Raw genomic sequence first — 20,072 nt, 5'->3', positions numbered from 1 at the left:
CTCGATCATTGTGCACCAGAAGCCTGATCGTTGTCCGCACTCCTGCTGGTGCAGTCGACCGCAGACTGCGGCCATCACAGACCTATTTTAGCCTTGTGGTCGGCCGTCGTCGCACGGGCCGCAGCCCGGCCCCTAGATGATCCCCTCGGAGAGCGTGCTCGGGTTGCCGAAGCGGTGCGCCGTGATCGAGATCGCCTGCTCGCGCAGGAACGGGAGCAGCTCGACCCGGCCGGCCTGGGTGACGGGGTGTGCGTACACCGCGATGTCCGGGCTGCCGCCGAGCGCGTGGGCCAGGCGGGAGGCCTCCGCCTGCGCCCCTGTCAGGCGGTCCCCGCCGATCAGGCGCACCCGGCTGGTGCGGATGCCACCGGCCTGGGCCCGCTCCAGCCATTCGTCGTCGCTCTCGACCGCGACCGCGATCTCGCGCTCGGCGAGCACGTTGCGCACCATCGGCGGCACCGGGATGGCGCTGGAGACCTCGAACGACGCCGTCGACAGGGTCGCGGCAATGATCACGCGCAGCAGGTCGGCGAGGGTGCCGGCCTCGGTCAGGCGCACGGTGACGGGCAGCGGGCGGTAGCGGAACAGGTTGCGTTCGAGACCGAGGTCTGAGACGTCCCTGACCGCGCCGAACTCGTCGCGCCAGGCCAGCGCGTCACTCAGCGCCGACCGGCGCAGCACGTCGAAGTCCGCGTAGTCGAGCACGGTCTGCGCCGCCTCTATCAGGGCGGTGACGGTCTGGTCGAGGCCGCGCAGGTGGAGTGTCGAGCTGTTGCGGCCGGCTTCGCTCACCCAGCTGCCGAACCCGTACAGGTAGTTCGGTCCGCCGGCCTTGGTTCCCGGGCCCACGGCCGAGCGCTTCCAGCCGCCGAAGGGCTGGCGCTGCACGATCGCGCCGGTGATGCCGCGATTCACGTAGAGGTTTCCGGCCTCGATCGTGTCCAGCCATTCGGTCAGCTCGGCCGGGTCGAGCGAGTGCAGCCCCGAGGTGAGGCCGTAGTCGACCGCGTTCTGGAAACGGATGGCCTCCGCCAGGTTGCGGGCGTGCATCACCCCGAGCACGGGCCCGAAGAACTCGGTCAGGTGCACGTAGGAGCCGGGCAGCACCCCGGTGCGGATGCCCGGCGACCAGAGGGCGCCGGACTCGTCGAGCTGCTGGGGCTCGACCAGCCACTTTTCACCGACGCCGAGCGTGGTGAGGGCGTGGCGCAGCTTGCCCTCGGCCGGCTCGATCAGGGGGCCCATCTGGGTGACCGGGTCGGAGGGGCGGCCGACGCGCAGGGAGGTCGCGGCATCCGTCAACTGACTGATGAAGCGCTCCGATTTGGCGACCGATCCGACCAGGATGACCAGGCTCGCAGCCGAGCACTTCTGCCCGGCGTGCCCGAAGGCGCTCTTGATGACATCGGCGGCGGCGAGGTCGAGGTCGGCGGAGGGAGTGACGATAATGGCGTTCTTGCCGCTTGTCTCGGCCAGGAGGGGCAGGTCCTCGCGGAAACTGCGGAACAGCTGCGCGGTCTCGTAGCCCCCGGTCAGGATGACGCGGTCGACAGCCGGGTGCGAGATCAGGCGGGTACCCAGTTCCCGGTCGGCGAGGTCCACGAGCACGAGCAGGTCGCGCGGCACGCCGGCTTCCCAGAGCGCCTCGACCATGACCGCGCCGGAACGCTGGGCAAGCTTGGCGGGCTTGACGATGACGCCGGAGCCGGCCGCGAGGGCGGCGAGCACGCCGCCGGCGGAGATGGCTACCGGGAAATTCCACGGCGGGGTGACCACGGTCAGCTTCGAGGGCACGAAGATCGCGCCCTGCACGGCGTCGAGGTCGCGGGCCCGTTCGGCGTAGTAGTGGGCGAAGTCGATCGCTTCGCTGACCTCGGGGTCACCCTCGGCGATGGTCTTACCGGTTTCGGCGGCCATCACCTCGACCAGGCGGTCGCGGTTCGCGGCGAGCGCGAGCCCGGCCCGGTGCAGCACTGCGGCGCGCTCCGCTCCGGTGCGCTGCCCCCAGGCGGCGCCGCAGACCGCCGCGGCCTCGATCAGGCGGTCCAGCTCGGCCGGGTCGCTGACCCGGGCGTCACGGATGGCGTCCAGCCCCAGCGTGGATGTCTCGACCCGGCTCAGGATGTGACGACCCCAGGCCCGGTTCGCGGGCAGGGACGGGTCCGTGTCGGGTTCGTTGTGGAAACCGGCGTGCGGCAGGCTCTCGATCGAGCCGCGGGTGAGCCCGAGCACGGCTGCGGTGAGCCCGATGCCGGACTCGTCTCCGAATTCATCCTCGTCATCGCCGGATTCGCTTGCGGGGACCTCGCCGCGGCCGGCCGCATCGAGCTGGGTGACCTGGGTGCGGTCCTGGCGGCGGTTCGGCTGCGGGACGACCGCGTCGAGGCCCGCGAGAGAGGCCAGGAACCGCTCCTTCTCGCGGTCGAAGAGCTGCGGGGAACTCGTCAGCTCGAACACCGCCGACATGAAGTTGTCCTGGCTGGCGTTCTCCTCGAGGCGGCGGATCAGGTAGCTGATGGCCACGTCGAATTCGGCCGGGTTCACGACGGGCGTGTAGAGCAGGAGGCGGCCGACGTCGCGGCTCACGGCCTCGGCCTGGCTGGTGGCCATGCCCAGCAGCATCTCGAACTCGACCCGGTCGTCCACGCCGCGCTTCGTGGCCAGGAGGTGAGCCCAGGCCACGTCGAAGAGGTTGTGGCCGGCGACGCCGATCTTGACGGCATCCGTGTTCTGCGGGGTGAAGGCCCAGTCGAGCACGCGCTTGTAGTTCGTGTCGCTGTCCTGTTTGGTGGAGTAGGTCGCCAGCGGCCAGTCGTGCACGGCGGAGTCGACGTGTTCCATGGCCAGGTTGGCGCCCTTGACGACGCGCACCTTGATCGGGGCTCCGCCCGCGGCCCGGCGGCCCTGTGCCCAGTGGGTGAGTCCCTGCAGGGCCCCGAGGGCGTCGGGCAGGTAGGCCTGCAGCACGATGCCGGCCTCCAGGTGGCGCAGCTGGGGTTGGTCGAGGATGCGCTCGAACACCGCGATGGTGAGATCGAGGTCGCGGTACTCCTCCATGTCGAGATTGATGAACTTGGCCCCGGTGGTGGAGCCGCCCCCGGTGGTCGAACCGCCCCCCGCCGCCAGCTCGTAGAGCGGGGTCAGGCGTTCGACGACGCGGTCGACGGCCTCGTCGAAGGACCACATCGACAGCTGGCTGGCGATGGAGGAGACCTTGATCGAGACGTAGTCCACGTCGTCGCGGGCCAGCAGGGCACGGGTTCCCTCGAGGCGGCGCAGCGCCTCCTTCTCCCCGAGAACGGCCTCGCCGAGCAGGTTGATGTTGAGCCGGTTGCCGGACTCGCGCAGGTGGGCGATCGCCGGACCGAGCTTCTCGGGCGTGGCGTCCACGACCAGGTGCCCGACCATCTGGCGCAGCACCTTCCGCGCGGCGGGGATGACCACCCAGGGCACCACCGGGCCGAGCACGCCGCCGAGGCCGATGGCCCCGCGCAGGTAGGAGGGCAGGAAGCCGGGCGCCTGTCTCGCAACCTTCTGCAGGTTGTAGCCGGCGACCATGAGGTCTTCCGGACGCATGACGCCGTCGACGAAGCCCACGGTGAAGTCGAGCCCGTTCGGGTCTTTCAGCACACCGGCGAGGCGCTGGGCCGACAGGTCGGCGGGGATCGTGGCGCTCTCGGCGAGCCACTTCTGCACGAGGGCGACCACATCGGCGCTGAGATCGTGCTGCACGGATGGAGTGGAGTTGGTCATGGTCACGAGGCTAGTTCTTTCGTTCACGGCGGACGGCTAATTTCAGTGTGAGGTTTTCGTTCCTTTAGCAAAAGCGAATCTTTATGATCGATATTGATTAGCATTTATGATCAGTATTGAGACGATCGAGGAGAGTGACGGATGCTGGATGTGCGCCGACTGCGTCTGCTGCACGAGCTCAAGATCCGCGGCACCCTGGCGGGAGTCGCCGAGGCCCTCGCTTATAGCCCGTCCGCCGTGTCGCAGCAGCTCGCGCTACTGGAGAAAGAGGCCGGGGTTCCCCTGTTGCAGAAGGTCGGGCGCCGGGTGCGGCTCACCCCACAGGCCGAGGTTCTGGTGCTGCACACGACCTACCTGCTCGAACGGCTGGAACTGGCCGAGGCGGAGATGACCGCGTCGCTGACGACCGTGTCCGGCACGGTGCGCGTGGCCCTGTTCCAGTCCGCGGCGCACGCCCTCATCCCTCAGGCCCTCACGTTGCTCGCCGAGGAGTTCCCCGAGCTGCGGGTCGAAGTCACCGAGCGCGAGCCGGAGCGCGGCCTGTTCGAGGTGTCTGCGCGCGATTTCGACCTCGTGCTCGCCGAACAGTATCCCGGGCACACCCGGGTGCACTGGCCTGACCTGGACCGCGTGAACCTGGCGACGGATGCGCTCCGGCTGGCCGTTCCGCCCTCGCGCGGCGGCCGCGCGGCGGCAGCGTCGCTTGCCGACGCCGCCGATCTGCCCTGGGTGATGGAGCCGGAGGGAACCGCCTCGCGGCACTGGGCAACCCAGCTCTGCCGGTCGGCGGGATTCGAGCCCGACGTGAGGTTCGAGACGGCCGACCTGATCGCACACATCCGCCTGATCGAATCCGGCAATGCCGTCGGCATCCTGCCGGACCTGATCTGGGCCGGGGAGACGCCGACCGTCCGCGGTGTCGAGCTTCCCGGCGGGCCGCTCCGCACCGTCTTCTCCTCGGCCCGGCGCTCGAGTGCCAGCCGACCGGGCGTGCTCGCCGTGCGCGACGCCCTGGCCCGCGCCGTGGAACTGGTCGCCGCCCCCCCGACTCGTCCGTGACCGGCACCGACGGCTGCAACCGGCTCGTCGGCACCTGGTCGATGAGCGGCGACACCGTCGAGTTCGGCACGCTCGAACGTGCCGACTGACCCGGCCGCGCCGGCAGGCTGCGCGGGCCCGACGCCCCGGGCTGGTCTCGGTTCCTGAGTAGTCTCGGTGCATGAGCGAACCCACACACGATGTCGTGATCATCGGCGGCGGCCACAACGGCCTGACCGCCGCCGCCTATCTGGCCCTGGCCGGTAAGAGCGTTCTCCTACTCGAGCAGGGCGAACACGTCGGAGGCGCGGCCATCTCAGCCCAGGCCTTCCCCGGCGTCGACGCGCGGCTCTCGCGCTACTCCTACCTGGTCAGCCTGCTGCCGCAGCGGATCATCGACGAGCTCGGTCTCGAGATCGGGCTGGCCCGGCGCCGGTACTCCTCATACACCCCCGATCCGGCCGACACCCGAACCGGACTCCTGGTCGACCGCGGCGACGAGCCGGCCACCCGCGCCAGCTTCGACCGGGTCGGCGCGGCCGCGGATTTTTCCGCCTGGAATGCCTTCTACCGTGACACGGAGAGCGTTGCCCGGGCGATCTTCCCCACCGTCTGCGAGCCGCTGCCCACCCGCTCGGAGGCCAGGACCCTGCTCGGAGACGACAGGCTCTGGGAGCAGTTCTTCGAGCGGCCGCTCGGCGGTGCGCTCCGTGATCGCTTCCAGAACGACCTCGTGCGCGGGGTGGTCGCCACCGACGGCCTGATCGGCACCTTCACGTCGCTGGACAGTCCGGAGCTCAACGCGAACCGCTGCTTCCTCTACCACGTCATCGGCAACGGGACCGGGGACTGGGACGTGCCGGTCGGCGGCATGGGCGCCGTCTCCGGCGAGCTGGAGAAGGCCGCCCGGCAGGCCGGCGCCCGGATCGTGACGGAGGCCGAGGTCACCGGCGTCACGCCGGAGGGCGAGGTGAGCTACCGGCACCGCGGCGTCCTGCGGGTCGTTCAGGGTGCGCACGTGCTGGCCAACGTGGCCCCGTGGGTGCTGCGGGGTCTCCTCGGCGAGGCCGCGCCGGCATCCGTGCGCCTCGACGTCGAGCCGGGTGCCGGCCCGGGCGCCGGCTGGAGCGCGGGGCCCGACGCCAAACCGGAGGGCGCGCAGGTCAAGGTGAACCTGCTGCTCCGCCGACTGCCGCTGCTGCGCGACGAGGCCGTGTCCCCCGAGGCCGCGTTCGGCGGCACCTTCCACATCAATGAGACCCTGACCCAGCTGGAGAGCGCCTACGACCAGGCCGACCACGACGGCTTCCCCGAGTTGCTGCCCTGCGAGATCTACTGCCACTCGCTCAGTGACCCGAGCATCCTCTCCCCCGAGCTCGTCGCCGCCGGCGCGCAGACCCTCACGGTGTTCGCGCTGCACGCCCCGCACCGCTGGCTCACCGAGGAGAACAACGACGTCAGCCGCGACCGGCTGCAAGCCGCCGTTCTGGCGTCGCTGAATTCCGTTCTGGCCGAACCCATCGAGGACCTCTTGCTGACCGATGCCGACGGCCGGCCCTGCATCGAGACGAAGACCACGCTCGACCTGGAGCACGCCCTCAACCTCCCCGGCGGCAACATCTTCCACGGTCCTCTGGAATGGCCGTTCCTCGAGGATGACGCGCCGCGATCCACCGCGGCCGAGCGGTGGGGGGTGGCGACGGAGCATCCGCGGATTCTGATCTGTGGGGCGGGTGCCAGACGCGGCGGCGGCGTCAGCGGCATCGGTGGTCACAATGCGGCGATGGCGGTGCTCGAGGGGTAGGCGCCGGGTCCCGGCCCGAGGGCGTGGCTGTTGGTCCCCGCCCGGAGAAGGGCATAGTTTTGGACTGAGGCCCGTGCCTCACTCACCGTGGAGGTTCGCATGTCATTCAAGCCAACCGGACGCCTTGCCTATCGCGAAGACGGTCTGTACCTCATGCTCGACCGGCTCTTCAGCGCGTCGAAGGAAGACGTGTGGGCGAGCGTGAGCCGGTCCGCCGGCCTCCACGGCTGGATCGGAACCTACACGGGTGCTCCCGAGACCGGCGCCGTGCGCTTCAAGTTGGACGAAGCGGATGCCGAGTGGGAATACGTGAGCATCATCAAGTGCATCCCGCCGAAGCGGTTCACCGCCGACATCGGCGAGGGTGCCGCCGCCCGGCACGTGATCCTGCACCTCGTCGAGGGGGCGGGGATGACCACCCTCACCTTCGGCCAGCGCCTGCACTCCGCCGCCGAGGCCGCCACCGTCGGCCCGTTCTGGGACTACTACTTCGACCGCCTCGTGGCGGCGCGCACCGGCCAGCCGATACCCGCCCGGACCCACTACAAGCCCCACGTCGAGTACTACAGTGAGCTCATCCCGCCCAAGAAGGCCACCGAACCCACCGTCTAGTCCTGATCAATTGGTTGTGTCGCTCGCGGAGGTTCAAAGCTGATCCCCCGCGTGGACGCTGACACGGCAGGCACGGCGCGTGGACCGCGCTCCCACTCAGGTCCAGTGGCTGGGGGCGGCAGCGCGGGTGGCGGGCATCGCGACATCCGCGCTCCACTCGAGCAGCCAGGCCGGCACCGTCACGTCCTCGGGCACCGCGCCCACGGCGTCGACGAGCTCGTCGATGCCCACGACCCCTCCGCTGCGCTTCAGGAACCGTCCGCGGATGAAGCCCTGCGCGTAGACCTCCGGGGTGCCGTCGGCGTCGGGCCGCACGAACCGTTGCTCCACGTAGACGGCCTTCTCGTCGAAGCCCAGGATGCGCGACTCCACCGTGAACTTCTGGCCGAGGGTCAGCGACTTGCGGAAACTGATCGTCTCCGACACCACCACCGGGTACCAGCCGCGCTTCAGGAAGATCGCCCAGATGCCGGTACGGTGCAGCATGTCGAAGCGGGCGATGTCCATGATCGACAGGTAGACGCCGTTGTTCATGTGCCGAAGGATGTCTTGGTCGGTCGGCACAGTGATGAACCGGGTGCTGGCCACGTCGTAGTGGCCCAGGCGCGGGCCGAAGCGGGAGAGGACGGAGTGCAGGAGGGTGCGCCAGAGCATGTGCATCTTGAGAGGCTAGCCACCGGCGGTGCCGGGGCGCATTCTGCTGCCGCGAGCCACAAGCATCCGGGCCCGCACGACCGGAACCTGCACGATTACCACAGTGCCTCCGGTTGAGCGTGCCCGTTCCGCGGGTCACTCTCGACCGGACTTGGCGCACTCGCGACAGCGGATGCCCCGGACGCCCGGCCGGGTCTAACCTTTCGTATATGGTCCCGTTGCCCAACCTGCTGACGTTCGCGCTGGCATCCGTCGCCCTGATCGTGCTGCCCGGACCCACCGTGCTGTTCGTGATCGGGCGTTCCCTGGCGCTCGGACGCCTCGGCGGTCTGCTGAGCGTGCTCGGCAACGCCCTCGGACTGATCCCGGTGGTCGCGGCCGTCGCGCTGGGCCTCGGCGCAATCGTGACCGGGTCCATCGTGGTGTTCACGACGATCAAGTTCGCCGGCGCCGCGTACATCGTCTACCTCGGCGTGCAGGCCATCCGACACCGGCACGCGGCCGCCCGGAGCCTCGGACTGAGCAGTGTGCCGAAGACGAAGTGGCGCCTGCTGGCCGAGGGATCGGTCGTGGGGATCAGCAACCCCAAGTCGATCGTGTTCTTCGTGGCCGTGCTGCCCCAGTTCGTGGACTACTCGGCCGGGGCCGTCCCGCTGCAGCTGCTGACCCTGGGCCTCGTGTTCGTGCTCCTGGCCCTGCTCGGCGACAGCGTGTGGGCCCTCGCGGCAGGCTCGGCCCGCGACTGGTTCGCCTCGTCCCCCCGCCGCATGGAGCACCTCTCCGCGGGCGGCGGCGTCATGATGATCGGCCTCGGCGGCGTGCTCGCCGCGACGGGCGCCCAAGCCTGACCTTGCCCCCCGGTGGTCGACCCCGGTTCCGGTATCGGCCCCGATGGTCGGGCCTGTCAGACCCGGTGAGCCGATGGCCGATGTCCGATGTCCGAAGGTTTCCCTGCGGCCCCATCTAGGCGACGGTTGCGACGGCCGCGAGCGGCACCCCGGCGACGCGGCGCACGACGGCACCCAGGCGGCGGTAGACCTCTTGCGATTCCGGATGTGCGGCGTCCTGCTGCCAGGTGTGGCGCGTGTTGGTCTGCTTCCGGTCGTAGATCAGCGTGTCGACCGCGATGTGGCCGCCGGCGGAATCCCCGCCGAGCACGATCCGGTGGGGATCCCCGCCGAACTCCTCGATGTTGCGGGCCACCTAACGCAACACCTCGTTGCCGTCGTCCACGTAGTCGAGATCGAAATGGTAGTCGACGGCGTCGAGGGGTTCCGCGTTGAAGCGATGCAGCTCGCCGGGCGAGATGCGGTGCATCAGCGCCCGCCAGGCCCACACCGGGACGCGAGACAGGCTGGTTTCGCGGTGCTTCTTGGGGCGGGGCGGTTCGGGGCGGGTCTGGTGGCTCATCTGGCGGAGCTGCGGATCTGGTTCACCCCTGAACTGTAAGTGGTCCGCGAGCAAGCTGAGAAAGCCTCAGCTGCCGCTGCCCCTCCCGCGATTGCGAGATCGCGCGCCGGCGGCCGCACCCAACCCTCGGTTGGACAGGCCGCTCGTCGCGGGAGGATGCTGGGTACCATGGAATACACACAGCTCGGCCGCTCCGGCCTCGAGGTATCACGCCTCTGCCTCGGCACCATGAACTTCGGCCAGTGGACCCCGGAAGACGAGGCCCACGCGATCATGGACTCGGCCCGCGGCCACGGAATCAACTACCTCGACACTGCGAACGTCTACGGCGACAGCGCCGGCAAGGGCGGCACCGAGAAGATCATCGGCAACTGGTTCGCCCAGGGCGGTGCGCGCCGTGAGGGAACCGTGCTCGCGACCAAGCTCTACGGCGACATGAGCGGGTTGCCCAACGAAGGCAAGCTCTCCGCACTCAACATCAGGCGCGCGCTCGACGCCAGCCTCACCCGGTTGCAGACGGACTACATCGACGTCTACCAGTTCCACCACATTGACCGGAACACTCCGTGGGACGAGATCTGGCAGGCGATGGAGACGGCCGTCGCGCAGGGCAAGATCCTCTACGCCGGCAGCAGCAACTTCGCCGGCTGGCACATCGCCACCGCCCAGGCCGAGGCGAAGCGGCGCAACTTCACCGGGCTGGTCAGCGAGCAGTCGATCTACAACCTGCTGACCCGTGACATCGAGCTCGAGGTCATTCCCTCCGCCGTCAGCAACGGCCTGGGCATCATCCCCTGGTCGCCGCTGCAGGGCGGGCTGCTGGCCGGGGTGCTTCGCAAGGAGCAGGAGGGCAAGCGCCGCCTGGAGGGCAAGGTCAGCGAGCTGCTCGAGAAGAACCGCGCCGCGATCGGGCAGTACGAGGACTTCTGCGCGGAGCTCGGCCATGAGCCGGGAGACGTCGGACTGGCCTGGTTGCTGCACCAGCCGGCGGTGACCGCCCCGATCGTGGGCCCGCGCACCCTGGGCCAGTTGGATGCCGCGGTGCGCGCACTCACGGTGAGCCTCGATTCCGCCTCCCTCACCCGGCTGGACGAGATCTTCCCCGGCCGACGGCCGGCGCCGGAGCACTACGCCTGGTGATGCCACCCGCCGACCGCCCTCAACCGGGGCCGGGCGACGCTCCGCCCCTCACCCCCACCCTCACCCTCACCCTCACCCTCACCGTGGCCGCAAGGCCGGACACCGGCATCGCCCGGGGATCGAAGGACTCATGAAGACCAGACTCATCGCCCAACACGAAGTCAGCGCCATCGGGCTCGGCGGCATGCCGATGTCGATAGAGGGGCGACCGGATGCCGCACGCTCCGTGGCCACGATTCACGCCGCCCTCGAGGCGGGCGTCACGCTCTTCGATACGGCGGATTCGTACCACGTGCACAGCGACGAGGTCGGCCACAACGAAACCCTCATTGCCGGCGCGATCGCGTCGTGGGGCGGCGACACGTCGAACGTGCTCGTGGCGACGAAGGGCGGGCACCTCCGGCCGGGGGACGGCACCTGGGCCGTGGACGGCCGTCCCGACCACCTGAAGCGGGCCGCCGAAGCGTCGCTGAAGCGCCTCGGCGGCGACGCCATCGGGCTCTACCAGTTCCACAGACCCGACCCGGCCGTGCCCTACGCCGACTCGATCGGGGCCCTGAGCGAGCTGCTCGATGCCGGCACGATCGAACTGGCCGGCATCTCCAACGTGAACCCGGAGCAGATCCTGATGGCCAGCGAGATCCTGGGCGGCCGCCTGACGTCCGTGCAGAACCAGTTCTCCCCGGCGTTCCGCAGCAGCGAGCCCGAGCTGAGGCTCTGCGACGAGCTCGGGATCGCGTTCATCCCCTGGAGTCCGCTCGGCGGCATCCGATCCGCCGAGTCACTCGGGGCCCGGTTCCCCGCGTTCGCGTCCGTCGCCGCCGAACGCGGAGTGAGTCCGCAGGTGGTCTGCCTCGCCTGGCACCTGTCGAAGTCGCCTCACGTGATCCCGATCCCGGGAGCCTCCCGCCCGGAGAGTATCCGCGATTCGGTTCAGGCGACCGAGTTCACGCTCACAGCGGAGGAGTCGGCGACGCTCGACGCCGCCTGAGCGCGCACGGCCGGCACCGCGTTCCGGGGGTGCCTAGTGGTGTTTCAGGTCGGCGGGGGCTCCGCCGAACACGCCCGTGGCCTCCAGCACGGCGCGGCCCAGCGTGTGGGAGTGCAGGGTGAACCCGAGTACGGCCGGGGTCGAGTCCGGGTCGACGTCGAGTCTGGCCACGTCGACCGCGTACACGATGAACTGGTACCGGTGCGTGCCGGTGCCGGCCGGCGGTCCCGCGCCGACGAAGGCCGGCCGCCGGGCCTCATTGGGCAGGGTGACCGCGCCAGGGGGCAGCAGGCGCCCGCCCGACGCTCCGGCCCCGGCCGGCAGGGAGGTGCAGGTCGCCGGCAGGTTGAAGACCGCCCAGTGCCAGTACCCGGAACCGGTCGGCGCGTCGGGGTCGTACACGGTCACGGCGAAACTCTTCGTCCCGGCCGGGAACCCCGACCAGGACAGCTGCGGCGACATGTTCCGGCCACCGGACCCCAGGCCGAACTGCGCCGCGGCGAGCGGGGCCCCGTCGGTCATGTCGGTGCTGGTCAGGGTGAAGAGCGGGACCTCGCAGAAGCGGGCGAGGGGGTCATTCCGGGCCACGTTGCCTCCAATGGTTGCCAACAGTTTAGACGACCGTCCCGCACGGCGCCCTGCTGGAGCGAACCGGCGTGCACGGAGCGGACCCGGCGTTTGGCTTGCGGGACTCGGCGTGAACCACGCGTCAAGCTCGGTAAAATGGCGTGGTGGCCATTCCGAAGATCCTGCTCTACTACGTCTTCACCCCGCTGGCCGACCCCGAGGCCGTGCGCCTCTGGCAGCGAGACCTGTGCGAATCGCTGGGCCTGCGCGGGCGAATCCTGATCTCCACCGACGGCCTCAACGGCACCGTCGGCGGCGACCTTCCCGCGATCAAGCGCTATCTGCGCAAGACTCGGGACTACGCCCCGTTCAAGAATCTTGACGTCAAGTGGAGCGAGGGCACCGGGCTCGATGCGCAGGGCTTGAGCCTCGACTTCCCCCGGCTGGTCGTGAAGGTGCGGGATGAGATCGTGAGCTTCGGCGCACCCGGCGAGTTGCGCGTCGACGCCGGCGGCGTGGTCGGCGGCGGCGCCAAGCTCTCCCCGGCTGAGCTGCACGCCCTCGTCGGTGAGCGCGGCGACGAGGTCGTTCTCTTTGACGGCCGCAACGCGTTCGAGGCCGAGATCGGCCGCTTCCAGAACGCGATCGTGCCGGATGTCGCCAACACCCGCGAGTTCGTGGCTCTGCTGGAGAGCGGCACGTACGACCACCTCAAGGACCAGCCCGTCGTCACCTACTGCACCGGCGGCATCCGCTGCGAGGTGCTCAGTTCCCTGATGAAGGAGCGCGGCTTCGGCGAGGTCTACCAGCTTGACGGCGGCGTCGTGCGCTACGGCGAGGCCTTCGGCGACGACGGCCTCTGGAACGGTTCGCTCTACGTCTTCGACCAGCGGATGTCGCTGAACTTCAGCGACCACACCGCCGTGATCGGGCGCTGCTCGGTGTGCGGCGAACCGACGAAGAATCTGCTCAACTGCCGGGATGCCTCCTGCCGGGAACAGCTCGTCGTCTGCCCGGGCTGCGTCGCCGCCAAGGCCCCGGCGTGCGCGGCCCACGCCACCGCCCACGCTGACGCGCACGCCGGGGCCTGACCTGTCGCGGTGCGCCCTCTCGCCGATGCCGACCTGCTCCTTGCCCGAGGCAGGAGGCGGGGCCGTGATTGGAGGCCGTGATTGGATGCACTGTGACCTTTGATGCGCAGACGATCCGACCCAGCTTTCCCGCCCTCTCCACCGGCACGGCCTTCTTCGATGGCCCGGGCGGCACCCAGACCCCGTTGGCGGTCGGTTCCGCGATCGCGTCGACCCTGACCGGGCCGCTCTCGATCCGGGGAACGGGCAGCGCTTCCCAGCAGAACGCGGAGGACGCCGTCACCGGATTCCGGAGCGCCATGGCGGATCTGCTCGGCGCCGAAGAACGCGGAATCGTCTACGGGCGCAGCGCCACGCAGCTGACCTACGACCTGGCGAACGCCCTGTCATCCGGATGGGGCCCGGGCGACGAGGTCGTGGTCACCCGGCTCGACCACGACGCGAACATCCGCCCATGGATGCAGGCCGCCGACCGGGCCGGCGCCACGGTGCGTTGGGCGGACTTCGACCCGGCCACCGGTGAGCTGAGCGTCCCGGACATCGCCGCGGTCCTCAGCGAGCGCACCCGGCTGGTAGCCGTGACCGCCGCCTCCAACCTGATCGGCACCCGCCCTCCGGTGGCGGCGATCGCCCGGCTCGCACATTCCGTCGGCGCGCTCCTGTACGTCGACGGCGTGCACTACACGCCGCACGCGTCGGTGGACGTCGCGGCGCTGGGAGCGGACTTCTTCGTCTGCTCGGCCTACAAGTTCTTCGGTCCGCACTGCGGGATTCTCGCTGCCGCGCCCGCGCTGCTCGAATCCATCCATCCCGACAAGCTGGTGCCCTCGAGCGACCAGGTGCCCGAGCGTTTCGAGTTGGGCACGCTCCCCTATGAGACGATGGCGGGGGTCACGGCCGCCGTCGAATTCCTCGCCGGCCTCGGCGGCGCCGCGCCGGCCGGGGCCTCTCGGCGGGAGCGCCTGATCCGCTCGTCCCAGGCTCTCGAACACCACGAGGAGACCCTGCGCAGCGAACTGGAGGCCGGCCTGGCGGAGCTGCCGGGGGCACGACTGCACTCGAGGGCTGCCGTGCGCACACCCACCGTGCTGGTCACGTTCGCCGGCCACGACACCGCGGATGCGTCCCGCCACCTGTGCGAGCAGGGTATCCTCGCCCCCGCCGGCTCGTTCTACGCCCTCGAAGCCTCCCGGCACCTCGGACTCGGCGACCGTGGCGGCCTGCGGATCGGCCTGGCCCCGTACAACACCGTCGACGAGGTGGGCCGGCTGCTCGCCGCGCTGCGCGTCTTCCTCCGCATTACCTGATCCGGCCGTCTCCGCCCCTAGGCTGGAACCAGATCCCAGCGAACGACTACCAGCGCGGGACTACCAGCAACGAAGGGGGAACGGATGCCGGTCGGCGCGGTCATCGAGTTCAGCAACATCACCAAGACGTTCGGCAGCGTCACCGCGGTGGACAACCTGTCGTTCACCGTGGAGCCCGGCCGGGTCACCGGCTTTCTCGGCCCCAACGGCGCCGGAAAGACCACCACGCTGCGCATGCTGCTCGGGCTGGTCGCGCCCACGTCCGGCACGGCCACCATCGACGGCATCCGCTACCGTGACCTGCCCCGCCCGCTGCAGACCGTCGGGGCCGCCCTGGAGGCAGCCAGCTTCCATCCCGGCCGCAGTGCCCGGAACCACCTGGCGGTCTACGCCATCGCGGCGGGGCTGCCCTCCGCCCGCATCGACGCGGTGCTGCACACGGTCGGCCTCGGCGCACACGGCGCCCAGCGTGTCGGCGGCTTCTCGCTGGGCATGCGGCAGCGGCTCGGCCTGGCCTTCACCCTGCTCGGCGACCCCGGCGTGCTCGTGTTGGACGAGCCGATCAACGGGCTCGACCCGGAGGGGATCAAATGGATCCGCGGCTTCCTCCGCACCATGGCCGACGAGGGGCGCACTGTCCTGGTCAGCTCCCACCTGCTCTCCGAGGTGCAGCAGAGCGTCGACGACGTGATCATCATCGCCGACGGAGCCCTCGTGCACCGAGGCACCCTGTCGAGCCTCGAGACCGAGGCGGCGCCGCGCATTCTGGTCGACTCCCCCGACCGCACGGCTCTCGAGGCCGCCCTCAGCCAAGCCGGCATCGAGTTTTCCATCGGGCGCACCGGGTTGTTCGCCGCTGCACCCGACCCGGCCCTGATCGGCCACATCGCGTTCTCGGCCGGCGTGGAACTCAGCGCTTTGCACCGGGAGAGGAAGGGGCTCGAGGATGCCTTCCTCGCCCTCGTGAACGGCAACGCAAACGGAAACGGAGGCGAGTCGCGATGACGTCCTTCATCCGCGCCCTCGGCGCCGAGTTCGCCAAGCTCGGCACAACGCGCCTGTGGTGGGTCCTCGCCGCGGTCATGTTCGGTTATATCGCCCTGCTCGCCGGCGGCCTCTCGGCGCTGTTCGCGGGGATCGAGAGCGGCGCGATCAGCCCGGATGCCGCCGGTGCCGGATCCCAGGGACTCGCCGGGTTCGGCAGCCTCCCACCCCTGATCTACAGCTTCGCGTCATCCGTCGGCTATGTCTTCCCGGTTCTGCTCGGGGCCCTCGCCACCACGGGCGAATTCCGGCATCAGACCCTCACCCCCACATTCCTCGCCAATCCCCGGCGGGCCCAGGTGCTCGGGGCCAAGACGATCACTCTCTTCGTGGTCGGCGCGGTCTTCGGGGTCGTCGCGCTGCTCGCATCCGTCGGCGTCGGCGCGCTCGTCATCAGCGCGTTCGACGTCGACCCGCTGCTGGCCGATAGCGCCACCTGGGCACTGATCGGCCGCACGGTGCTCGCCATGGCCATCTGGTCGACCATCGGTGTAGGCCTCGGCGTGCTCGTGCCCAGCCAGGTGGCGTCGATCGTCATCGTGCTCGCCTTCACCCAGTTCGTCGAACCGCTGTTGCGCTTCGCGTCCCTGTTCACCGACGTGACGCGAGGAATCGGCAACTATCTGCCGGGGGCCGCCTCCGATGCCCTGGTCGGCGCGAGCTTTTTCACCCTCGCCGCGCCGGGCGGCACCACGGCGGCGCTGCTCGAGTGGTGGCAGGGCGGGCTCGTCCTCCTGGCCTACATGCTCGCCGCGACCGTGATCGGCTATGCGGTCAGCTGGAAGCGCGACGTCACCTGACCACCTGACTCGAACGCCCGCGTAGTCTCGACGCATGGGTATTGAGACTGAGTTCCGGGCCATCGTCGTCGACCGCACCGTAGATGCCGAGGGCCGGAAGACGCAGAGCGCGGCACTCCGCGTGGTCGACGACGGCTTCCTGATGGCCGGCGACGTCACCATCGCTGTCGAGTACTCAAGCATCAACTACAAGGACGGGCTCGCCCTGATGGGCCGCCCCGGGGTCGTGCGCGCCTGGCCCCTGATCGCCGGGATCGACCTGGTCGGAACGGTCGAGCAGAGCGCCGACCCGCGCTGGTCGGCCGGAGACCAGGTCATCCTCAACGGGGCCGGTCTGAGCGAAACGCACCACGGCGGGTTGGCCGAACGGGCCCGCGTGTCGGGGGCCTCCCTGGTGCGGCTGCCGAACGGTATCAGCGCCGTGCGGGCCGCTGCGATCGGCACGGCGGGGTTCACCGCCATGCTGTCCGTACTCGGCCTCGAACGGGGTGGAGTCACACCGGAATCCGGTGCCGTGCTGGTGACCGGCGCGGCCGGCGGGGTCGGCAGCATTGCCGTGGCACTGCTCGCCGCCCGCGGCTTCCAGGTGCACGCGTCAACCGGCCGCATCGACGAGCTCGGGGACTACCTGCGCGGGCTCGGCGCCGTCGAGCTCGTCGATCGCGGCACCCTCAGCGAGGCCGGCAAACCGCTGCAGGGCCAGCGCTGGGCCGGGGCCGTCGACTCGGTCGGCAGCGCCACCCTCGCCAACGTCCTCGCCCAGACGAACTACGGCGGAGTGGTCACCTCCTGCGGCCTGGCCCAGGGAGCCGACCTTCCGGCCACGGTCATGCCCTTCATCCTGCGCGCCGTCAGCCTGATCGGGATCAATTCGGTCGAGGCCCCGCTCGCCCAGCGCGAGGAGGCCTGGCAGCGCCTCGCCACGGACCTCGACCTGGGCCTGCTCGACCAGCTCACCCAGGTGATCCCGCTGGAGGCGAGCTTCACTGCCGCCGCGGGCATCCTGGCGGGCACCATGCACGGTCGCACCGTCGTCGACGTGCGCCGCTAGCGCGCTTCGGTTCGACAGCGGACATGCTCGACCAGCGGGACGGTCAACCGCCGAGCTTGAGCGACGCGATCAGGTCCGGGGCGTGGTTGGTGGTCAGGATCACCCGGGAGAACTCATCGTCGATGAGGTCGATCACGACCGCCTGGCGCTTGCGCTTGATCGCCAGGAAGTCCTTGCCGCCGCGGAACTTCCAGGTGCCCACCGCGACCACCTGCGGCAGGCCCACCCCGGGAGAACGGATCCCGCGGATCCAGATCCACGGGTCATCCGTGATCGTCACCGAACGGATGTTCCCGCGCGGTACGACGATGTCCTCGCGCCGCAGGGCGAGGGTCTTCTCCGCTTTCGTGAGGTGGATCTCAAGCCGGTCAGAGTGAACGCGGAGGGAAGCCATGCGTCTAGTCTGCCTGTTCCGAGGCAAAATCCACCTGTCGGAACCTCACAAAGGAATAACTCCCGGGTGTACGGGTCACACCTACGGGTCACACCTGCGGGGTCGCGGCGGCCGCGGCCTTCGCTGCGGCAGGGAGGGCATCAAGGATCCAGCCGACCGCGCTCTCGTCGTGGGCGTTGGAGACGAACCAGGCCTCGAACACGGACGGCGGCAGCGAAACTCCCTGATCCAGCATGGAGTGGAAGAACGGACCGTAGCGGAACGTCTCCTGGCGCTGCACCTGCGCGTAATCCCGAGGCGCGCTGGCCGCTGCTTCCGCACCGAATACGAAGCTGAACAGGTTACCGGCCCGCTGCACGCTGTGCGCGACGCCCTCGGCCGAGAAGGCGGCGGAGACGGCCTCGGAGAGCAGCAGCGCGGTCGCGTCGATGCGCTCGTAGACGCTCTCGTCCAGGGCCCGCAGGGTGGCGATGCCGGCGGCGACCGCCACCGGGTTCCCGGAGAGCGTGCCGGCCTGGTAGACCGGGCCGTTCGGAGCCAGGAAGTCCATCACGTCGGCGCGACCGCCGAGGGCCGCCACCGGCAGGCCTCCGCCGATGACCTTGCCGTAGGTGAACAGGTCCGGCGTGTAGTCCGCCTGCCCCTGGCCCATGGTGTCCAGTCCCCAGTAGCCGGCCGGATGCACGCGGAAGCCGGTGAGGACCTCGTCGATGATCAGGAGCGCGCCATGCTCGTGCGCGAGGGCGGTGAGCGCGGCGTTGAAGCCGGCGTCGGGAGCCACGACACCCATGTTCGCCGCCGCCGCCTCGGTGATCACGGCGGCGATCCGGCCCGGGTGCGCCTCGAAGGCGACTCGTACGGCATCCAGGTCGTTGTACGGCAGCACGAGGGTCTGCGCGGCCGTCGCCGCCGTGACCCCGGCCGAGCCGGGCAGGGCCAGCGTGGCCAGGCCGGACCCTGCCTGAGCCAGCAGTCCGTCCGAGTGACCGTGGTAGTGCCCGGCGAACTTGATCAGCAGGTCACGACCGGTGAAACCGCGAGCCAGACGGATGGCCGTCATGGTGGCCTCGGTGCCGGTCGAGACCAGGCGCAGCTTCTCGACCGCGCCGACGCGTTCCTCGATCAGTTCGGCCAGGATGGTCTCGCCGGGCGTGGAGGCACCGAAGGACAGGCCGAGCGCGGCGGCATCCTGCACGGCCTGCACGACCTCCGGGTGGGCGTGGCCGAGGATGGCCGGGCCCCAGGAGCTGACCAGGTCGACGTATTCGCGCCCGTCCGAGTCGGTGACGTAGGCGCCCTTCGCTTTCACCAGGAACAGCGGGGTACCCCCGACCGACCGGAAGGCCCGAACGGGTGAGTTCACTCCGCCGGGGATGGCGCGCTGCGCGCGGGCGAAGAGATCGTCGTTGCGGGACATCATCGGGCCTGTCTTTCGTTGAACCAGGTGGCCAGTTCGACCGCCCAGTAGGTGAGCACGGCGTCCGCTCCGGCGCGACGGATGCTGAGCACGGACTCCTCGACGGCCCGGCGGCGGTCGATCCAGCCGTGGGCGGCGGCGGCCTCAATCATCGCGTATTCACCGGACACCTGGTAGGCCCAGACCGGAACGTCACTGACGGCGGCGACCTCGGCGAGCACGTCGAGATAGCTGCCGGCGGGCTTCACCATCACGATGTCGGCGCCCTCCTGGATGTCGAGCCGGGCCTCACGCACGCCCTCCCGGCGGTTCGCCGGGTCGAGCTGGTAGCTGCGCCGGTCACCGTCGAGGGTTGACTCCACCGCGTCGCGGAAGGGACCGTAGAAGGCCGAGGCGTACTTGGCCGAGTAGGCGAGCACGGCCGTATCGACGTAGCCGTTCTGGTCGAGCGCCTGGCGCACGGCGGCAACCTGGCCGTCCATCATTCCGCTCAGGCCGAGCAGCTGCGAGCCGGAGGCCGCCTGCACGAGCGCCATGTCGCAGTAGCGCTCGAGGGTGGAATCGTTGTCGACGCTGCCGTCTGCGCCGACCAATCCGCAGTGGCCGTGGTCGGTGAACTCGTCGAGGCAGAGGTCGGTCTGCACGACGAGGGCGTCGCCGACCTCGTCGGCCAGCGCGCGGGTGGCGGCGTTGAGGATGCCGTCGGGATCGGTCGCCCCGGAGCCGACGGCGTCGCGCACGGTCGGCACCCCGAAGAGCATGACGCCGCCGATGCCCGCTTCCGCGGCCTCGGTCACCGCCCGCCGGGCGCTGTCAATGGTGTGCTGAACCACCCCGGGCATCGACTGGATCGGCATCGGGTCGCCGCTGCCCTCCCGCACGAACATCGGAAGAACCAATTCGGAGGGGTGCAGACGGATTTCGCTGGCCAGGCGACGGAGCGCGGGAGTGGTGCGCAACCGTCGCGGGCGGATGACGGGGTTTATCACCCGTCAACCC

At 69.9% G+C, this 20,072-nt stretch carries 20 protein-coding genes; 12 read left to right on the top strand and 8 right to left on the bottom strand.

From position 1 onward, the window contains the following. Positions 1-132: 132 nt before the first annotated feature. Positions 133-3,753: a bifunctional proline dehydrogenase/L-glutamate gamma-semialdehyde dehydrogenase gene (locus tag E3O18_RS00630; RefSeq protein WP_134394416.1), complete on the bottom strand. Its 3,621-nt coding sequence runs from the start codon at positions 3,751-3,753 to the stop codon at positions 133-135. Between the two features lie 141 nt (positions 3,754-3,894). On the opposite strand from E3O18_RS00630, the gene E3O18_RS00625 reads away from it, so the two are divergent. From E3O18_RS00625 to E3O18_RS00615, 4 genes are all read left to right on the top strand, one after another. Further along, positions 3,895-4,812 carry a LysR family transcriptional regulator gene (locus E3O18_RS00625; protein WP_134398962.1) on the top strand — a complete coding sequence of 306 codons (918 nt, stop codon included), beginning with the start codon at positions 3,895-3,897 and terminating at the stop codon, positions 4,810-4,812. Further along, positions 4,809-4,901 carry an META domain-containing protein gene (locus tag E3O18_RS16390; protein WP_241973524.1) on the top strand — a complete coding sequence of 31 codons (93 nt, stop codon included), beginning with the start codon at positions 4,809-4,811 and terminating at the stop codon, positions 4,899-4,901. The genes E3O18_RS00625 and E3O18_RS16390 overlap by 4 nt, the downstream gene beginning before the upstream one ends. A gap of 71 nt (positions 4,902-4,972) precedes the next feature. Next, the gene (locus E3O18_RS00620) at positions 4,973-6,595 is read left to right on the top strand and encodes an FAD-dependent oxidoreductase (protein ID WP_134417220.1); all 1,623 of its coding nucleotides are present in this window, start codon (positions 4,973-4,975) and stop codon (positions 6,593-6,595) included. A gap of 99 nt (positions 6,596-6,694) precedes the next feature. Continuing rightward, positions 6,695-7,207: a hypothetical protein gene (locus E3O18_RS00615; protein ID WP_134394419.1), complete on the top strand. Its 513-nt coding sequence runs from the start codon at positions 6,695-6,697 to the stop codon at positions 7,205-7,207. A gap of 96 nt (positions 7,208-7,303) precedes the next feature. Here E3O18_RS00615 and E3O18_RS00610 read toward each other — a convergent pair whose 3' ends face one another. Beyond that, entirely contained in the window at positions 7,304-7,867 is a 564-nt protein-coding gene (locus tag E3O18_RS00610) for a thioesterase family protein (RefSeq protein ID WP_134394420.1), read from the bottom strand. Between the two features lie 203 nt (positions 7,868-8,070). Between E3O18_RS00610 and E3O18_RS00605 the strand changes: the two genes are divergently transcribed. After that, a complete protein-coding gene (locus E3O18_RS00605; protein ID WP_104170042.1) occupies positions 8,071-8,709 on the top strand; it encodes a LysE family translocator in 639 nt (212 codons plus the stop codon). Positions 8,710-8,824: 115 nt separating this feature from the next. Here E3O18_RS00605 and E3O18_RS00600 read toward each other — a convergent pair whose 3' ends face one another. Both E3O18_RS00600 and E3O18_RS00595 read right to left on the bottom strand, forming a co-directional pair. Then, entirely contained in the window at positions 8,825-9,064 is a 240-nt protein-coding gene (locus E3O18_RS00600) for an alpha/beta hydrolase fold domain-containing protein (RefSeq protein WP_134417218.1), read from the bottom strand. Continuing rightward, positions 9,065-9,271: a hypothetical protein gene (locus E3O18_RS00595; protein WP_134417216.1), complete on the bottom strand. Its 207-nt coding sequence runs from the start codon at positions 9,269-9,271 to the stop codon at positions 9,065-9,067. Between the two features lie 168 nt (positions 9,272-9,439). Between E3O18_RS00595 and E3O18_RS00590 the strand changes: the two genes are divergently transcribed. Together E3O18_RS00590 and E3O18_RS00585 are read left to right on the top strand one after the other, a co-directional pair. Next, positions 9,440-10,411: an aldo/keto reductase gene (locus E3O18_RS00590; RefSeq protein ID WP_134398959.1), complete on the top strand. Its 972-nt coding sequence runs from the start codon at positions 9,440-9,442 to the stop codon at positions 10,409-10,411. A gap of 130 nt (positions 10,412-10,541) precedes the next feature. After that, complete coding sequence (locus E3O18_RS00585) at positions 10,542-11,402, top strand: aldo/keto reductase (RefSeq protein WP_134394424.1); 861 nt, start codon at positions 10,542-10,544, stop codon at positions 11,400-11,402. Between the two features lie 33 nt (positions 11,403-11,435). On the opposite strand, the gene E3O18_RS00580 is transcribed toward E3O18_RS00585, so the two are convergent. Further along, positions 11,436-11,924: a YbhB/YbcL family Raf kinase inhibitor-like protein gene (locus E3O18_RS00580; RefSeq protein ID WP_134394453.1), complete on the bottom strand. Its 489-nt coding sequence runs from the start codon at positions 11,922-11,924 to the stop codon at positions 11,436-11,438. A gap of 209 nt (positions 11,925-12,133) precedes the next feature. Between E3O18_RS00580 and E3O18_RS00575 the strand changes: the two genes are divergently transcribed. From E3O18_RS00575 to E3O18_RS00555, 5 genes are all read left to right on the top strand, one after another. After that, the gene (locus E3O18_RS00575) at positions 12,134-13,060 is read left to right on the top strand and encodes a rhodanese-related sulfurtransferase (RefSeq protein ID WP_134417214.1); all 927 of its coding nucleotides are present in this window, start codon (positions 12,134-12,136) and stop codon (positions 13,058-13,060) included. Between the two features lie 92 nt (positions 13,061-13,152). Then, positions 13,153-14,367, top strand: coding sequence for a cysteine desulfurase-like protein (locus tag E3O18_RS00570; protein ID WP_134417212.1), 1,215 nt, complete (start codon positions 13,153-13,155; stop codon positions 14,365-14,367). A gap of 84 nt (positions 14,368-14,451) precedes the next feature. Continuing rightward, the gene (locus tag E3O18_RS00565; protein ID WP_134417210.1) at positions 14,452-15,372 is read left to right on the top strand and encodes an ABC transporter ATP-binding protein; all 921 of its coding nucleotides are present in this window, start codon (positions 14,452-14,454) and stop codon (positions 15,370-15,372) included. Further along, positions 15,369-16,211: an ABC transporter permease gene (locus E3O18_RS00560; protein WP_134394428.1), complete on the top strand. Its 843-nt coding sequence runs from the start codon at positions 15,369-15,371 to the stop codon at positions 16,209-16,211. Before E3O18_RS00565 ends, E3O18_RS00560 begins: the two co-directional genes overlap by 4 nt. Positions 16,212-16,245: 34 nt before the next feature. Continuing rightward, positions 16,246-17,262, top strand: a complete 1,017-nt coding sequence (locus tag E3O18_RS00555) for an MDR family oxidoreductase (RefSeq protein WP_134394429.1) — start codon at positions 16,246-16,248, stop codon at positions 17,260-17,262. A 43-nt stretch (positions 17,263-17,305) separates the two neighbouring features. On the opposite strand, the gene E3O18_RS00550 is transcribed toward E3O18_RS00555, so the two are convergent. The 3 genes from E3O18_RS00550 to hemB all read right to left on the bottom strand — a co-directional run bounded on the left by E3O18_RS00550 (position 17,306) and on the right by hemB (position 20,062). Continuing rightward, positions 17,306-17,656 (bottom strand): hypothetical protein, encoded by a 351-nt coding sequence (locus E3O18_RS00550; protein ID WP_134394430.1) that lies wholly within the window; start codon positions 17,654-17,656, stop codon positions 17,306-17,308. An 88-nt stretch (positions 17,657-17,744) separates the two neighbouring features. Continuing rightward, positions 17,745-19,073 carry a glutamate-1-semialdehyde 2,1-aminomutase gene (hemL, locus tag E3O18_RS00545; protein ID WP_134394454.1) on the bottom strand — a complete coding sequence of 443 codons (1,329 nt, stop codon included), beginning with the start codon at positions 19,071-19,073 and terminating at the stop codon, positions 17,745-17,747. Next, positions 19,073-20,062 carry a porphobilinogen synthase gene (gene hemB, locus E3O18_RS00540; protein WP_104169352.1) on the bottom strand — a complete coding sequence of 330 codons (990 nt, stop codon included), beginning with the start codon at positions 20,060-20,062 and terminating at the stop codon, positions 19,073-19,075. Before hemB ends, hemL begins: the two co-directional genes overlap by 1 nt. Positions 20,063-20,072: the final 10 nt, after the last annotated feature.

Source organism: Cryobacterium sp. TMT2-42-4 (assembly GCF_004402645.1).
Classification (GTDB): Bacteria; Actinomycetota; Actinomycetes; order Actinomycetales; family Microbacteriaceae; genus Cryobacterium; species Cryobacterium sandaracinum.
Note: the sequence above shows the minus strand (reverse complement) of the source record. Positions and strands in the feature narration are given on the sequence as shown.

Coding starts and splice junctions, on each gene's coding strand:
- E3O18_RS00630 (WP_134394416.1), bottom strand. CDS start 3,753: ATGACCAACTCCACTCCATCCGTGCAGCACGATCTCAGCGCCGATGTG.
- E3O18_RS00625 (WP_134398962.1), top strand. CDS start 3,895: ATGCTGGATGTGCGCCGACTGCGTCTGCTGCACGAGCTCAAGATCCGC.
- E3O18_RS00620 (WP_134417220.1), top strand. CDS start 4,973: ATGAGCGAACCCACACACGATGTCGTGATCATCGGCGGCGGCCACAAC.
- E3O18_RS00615 (WP_134394419.1), top strand. CDS start 6,695: ATGTCATTCAAGCCAACCGGACGCCTTGCCTATCGCGAAGACGGTCTG.
- E3O18_RS00610 (WP_134394420.1), bottom strand. CDS start 7,867: ATGCACATGCTCTGGCGCACCCTCCTGCACTCCGTCCTCTCCCGCTTC.
- E3O18_RS00605 (WP_104170042.1), top strand. CDS start 8,071: ATGGTCCCGTTGCCCAACCTGCTGACGTTCGCGCTGGCATCCGTCGCC.
- E3O18_RS00595 (WP_134417216.1), bottom strand. CDS start 9,271: ATGAGCCACCAGACCCGCCCCGAACCGCCCCGCCCCAAGAAGCACCGC.
- E3O18_RS00590 (WP_134398959.1), top strand. CDS start 9,440: ATGGAATACACACAGCTCGGCCGCTCCGGCCTCGAGGTATCACGCCTC.
- E3O18_RS00585 (WP_134394424.1), top strand. CDS start 10,542: ATGAAGACCAGACTCATCGCCCAACACGAAGTCAGCGCCATCGGGCTC.
- E3O18_RS00580 (WP_134394453.1), bottom strand. CDS start 11,924: ATGACCGACGGGGCCCCGCTCGCCGCGGCGCAGTTCGGCCTGGGGTCC.
- E3O18_RS00565 (WP_134417210.1), top strand. CDS start 14,452: ATGCCGGTCGGCGCGGTCATCGAGTTCAGCAACATCACCAAGACGTTC.
- E3O18_RS00560 (WP_134394428.1), top strand. CDS start 15,369: ATGACGTCCTTCATCCGCGCCCTCGGCGCCGAGTTCGCCAAGCTCGGC.
- E3O18_RS00555 (WP_134394429.1), top strand. CDS start 16,246: ATGGGTATTGAGACTGAGTTCCGGGCCATCGTCGTCGACCGCACCGTA.
- E3O18_RS00550 (WP_134394430.1), bottom strand. CDS start 17,656: ATGGCTTCCCTCCGCGTTCACTCTGACCGGCTTGAGATCCACCTCACG.
- hemL (WP_134394454.1), bottom strand. CDS start 19,073: ATGTCCCGCAACGACGATCTCTTCGCCCGCGCGCAGCGCGCCATCCCC.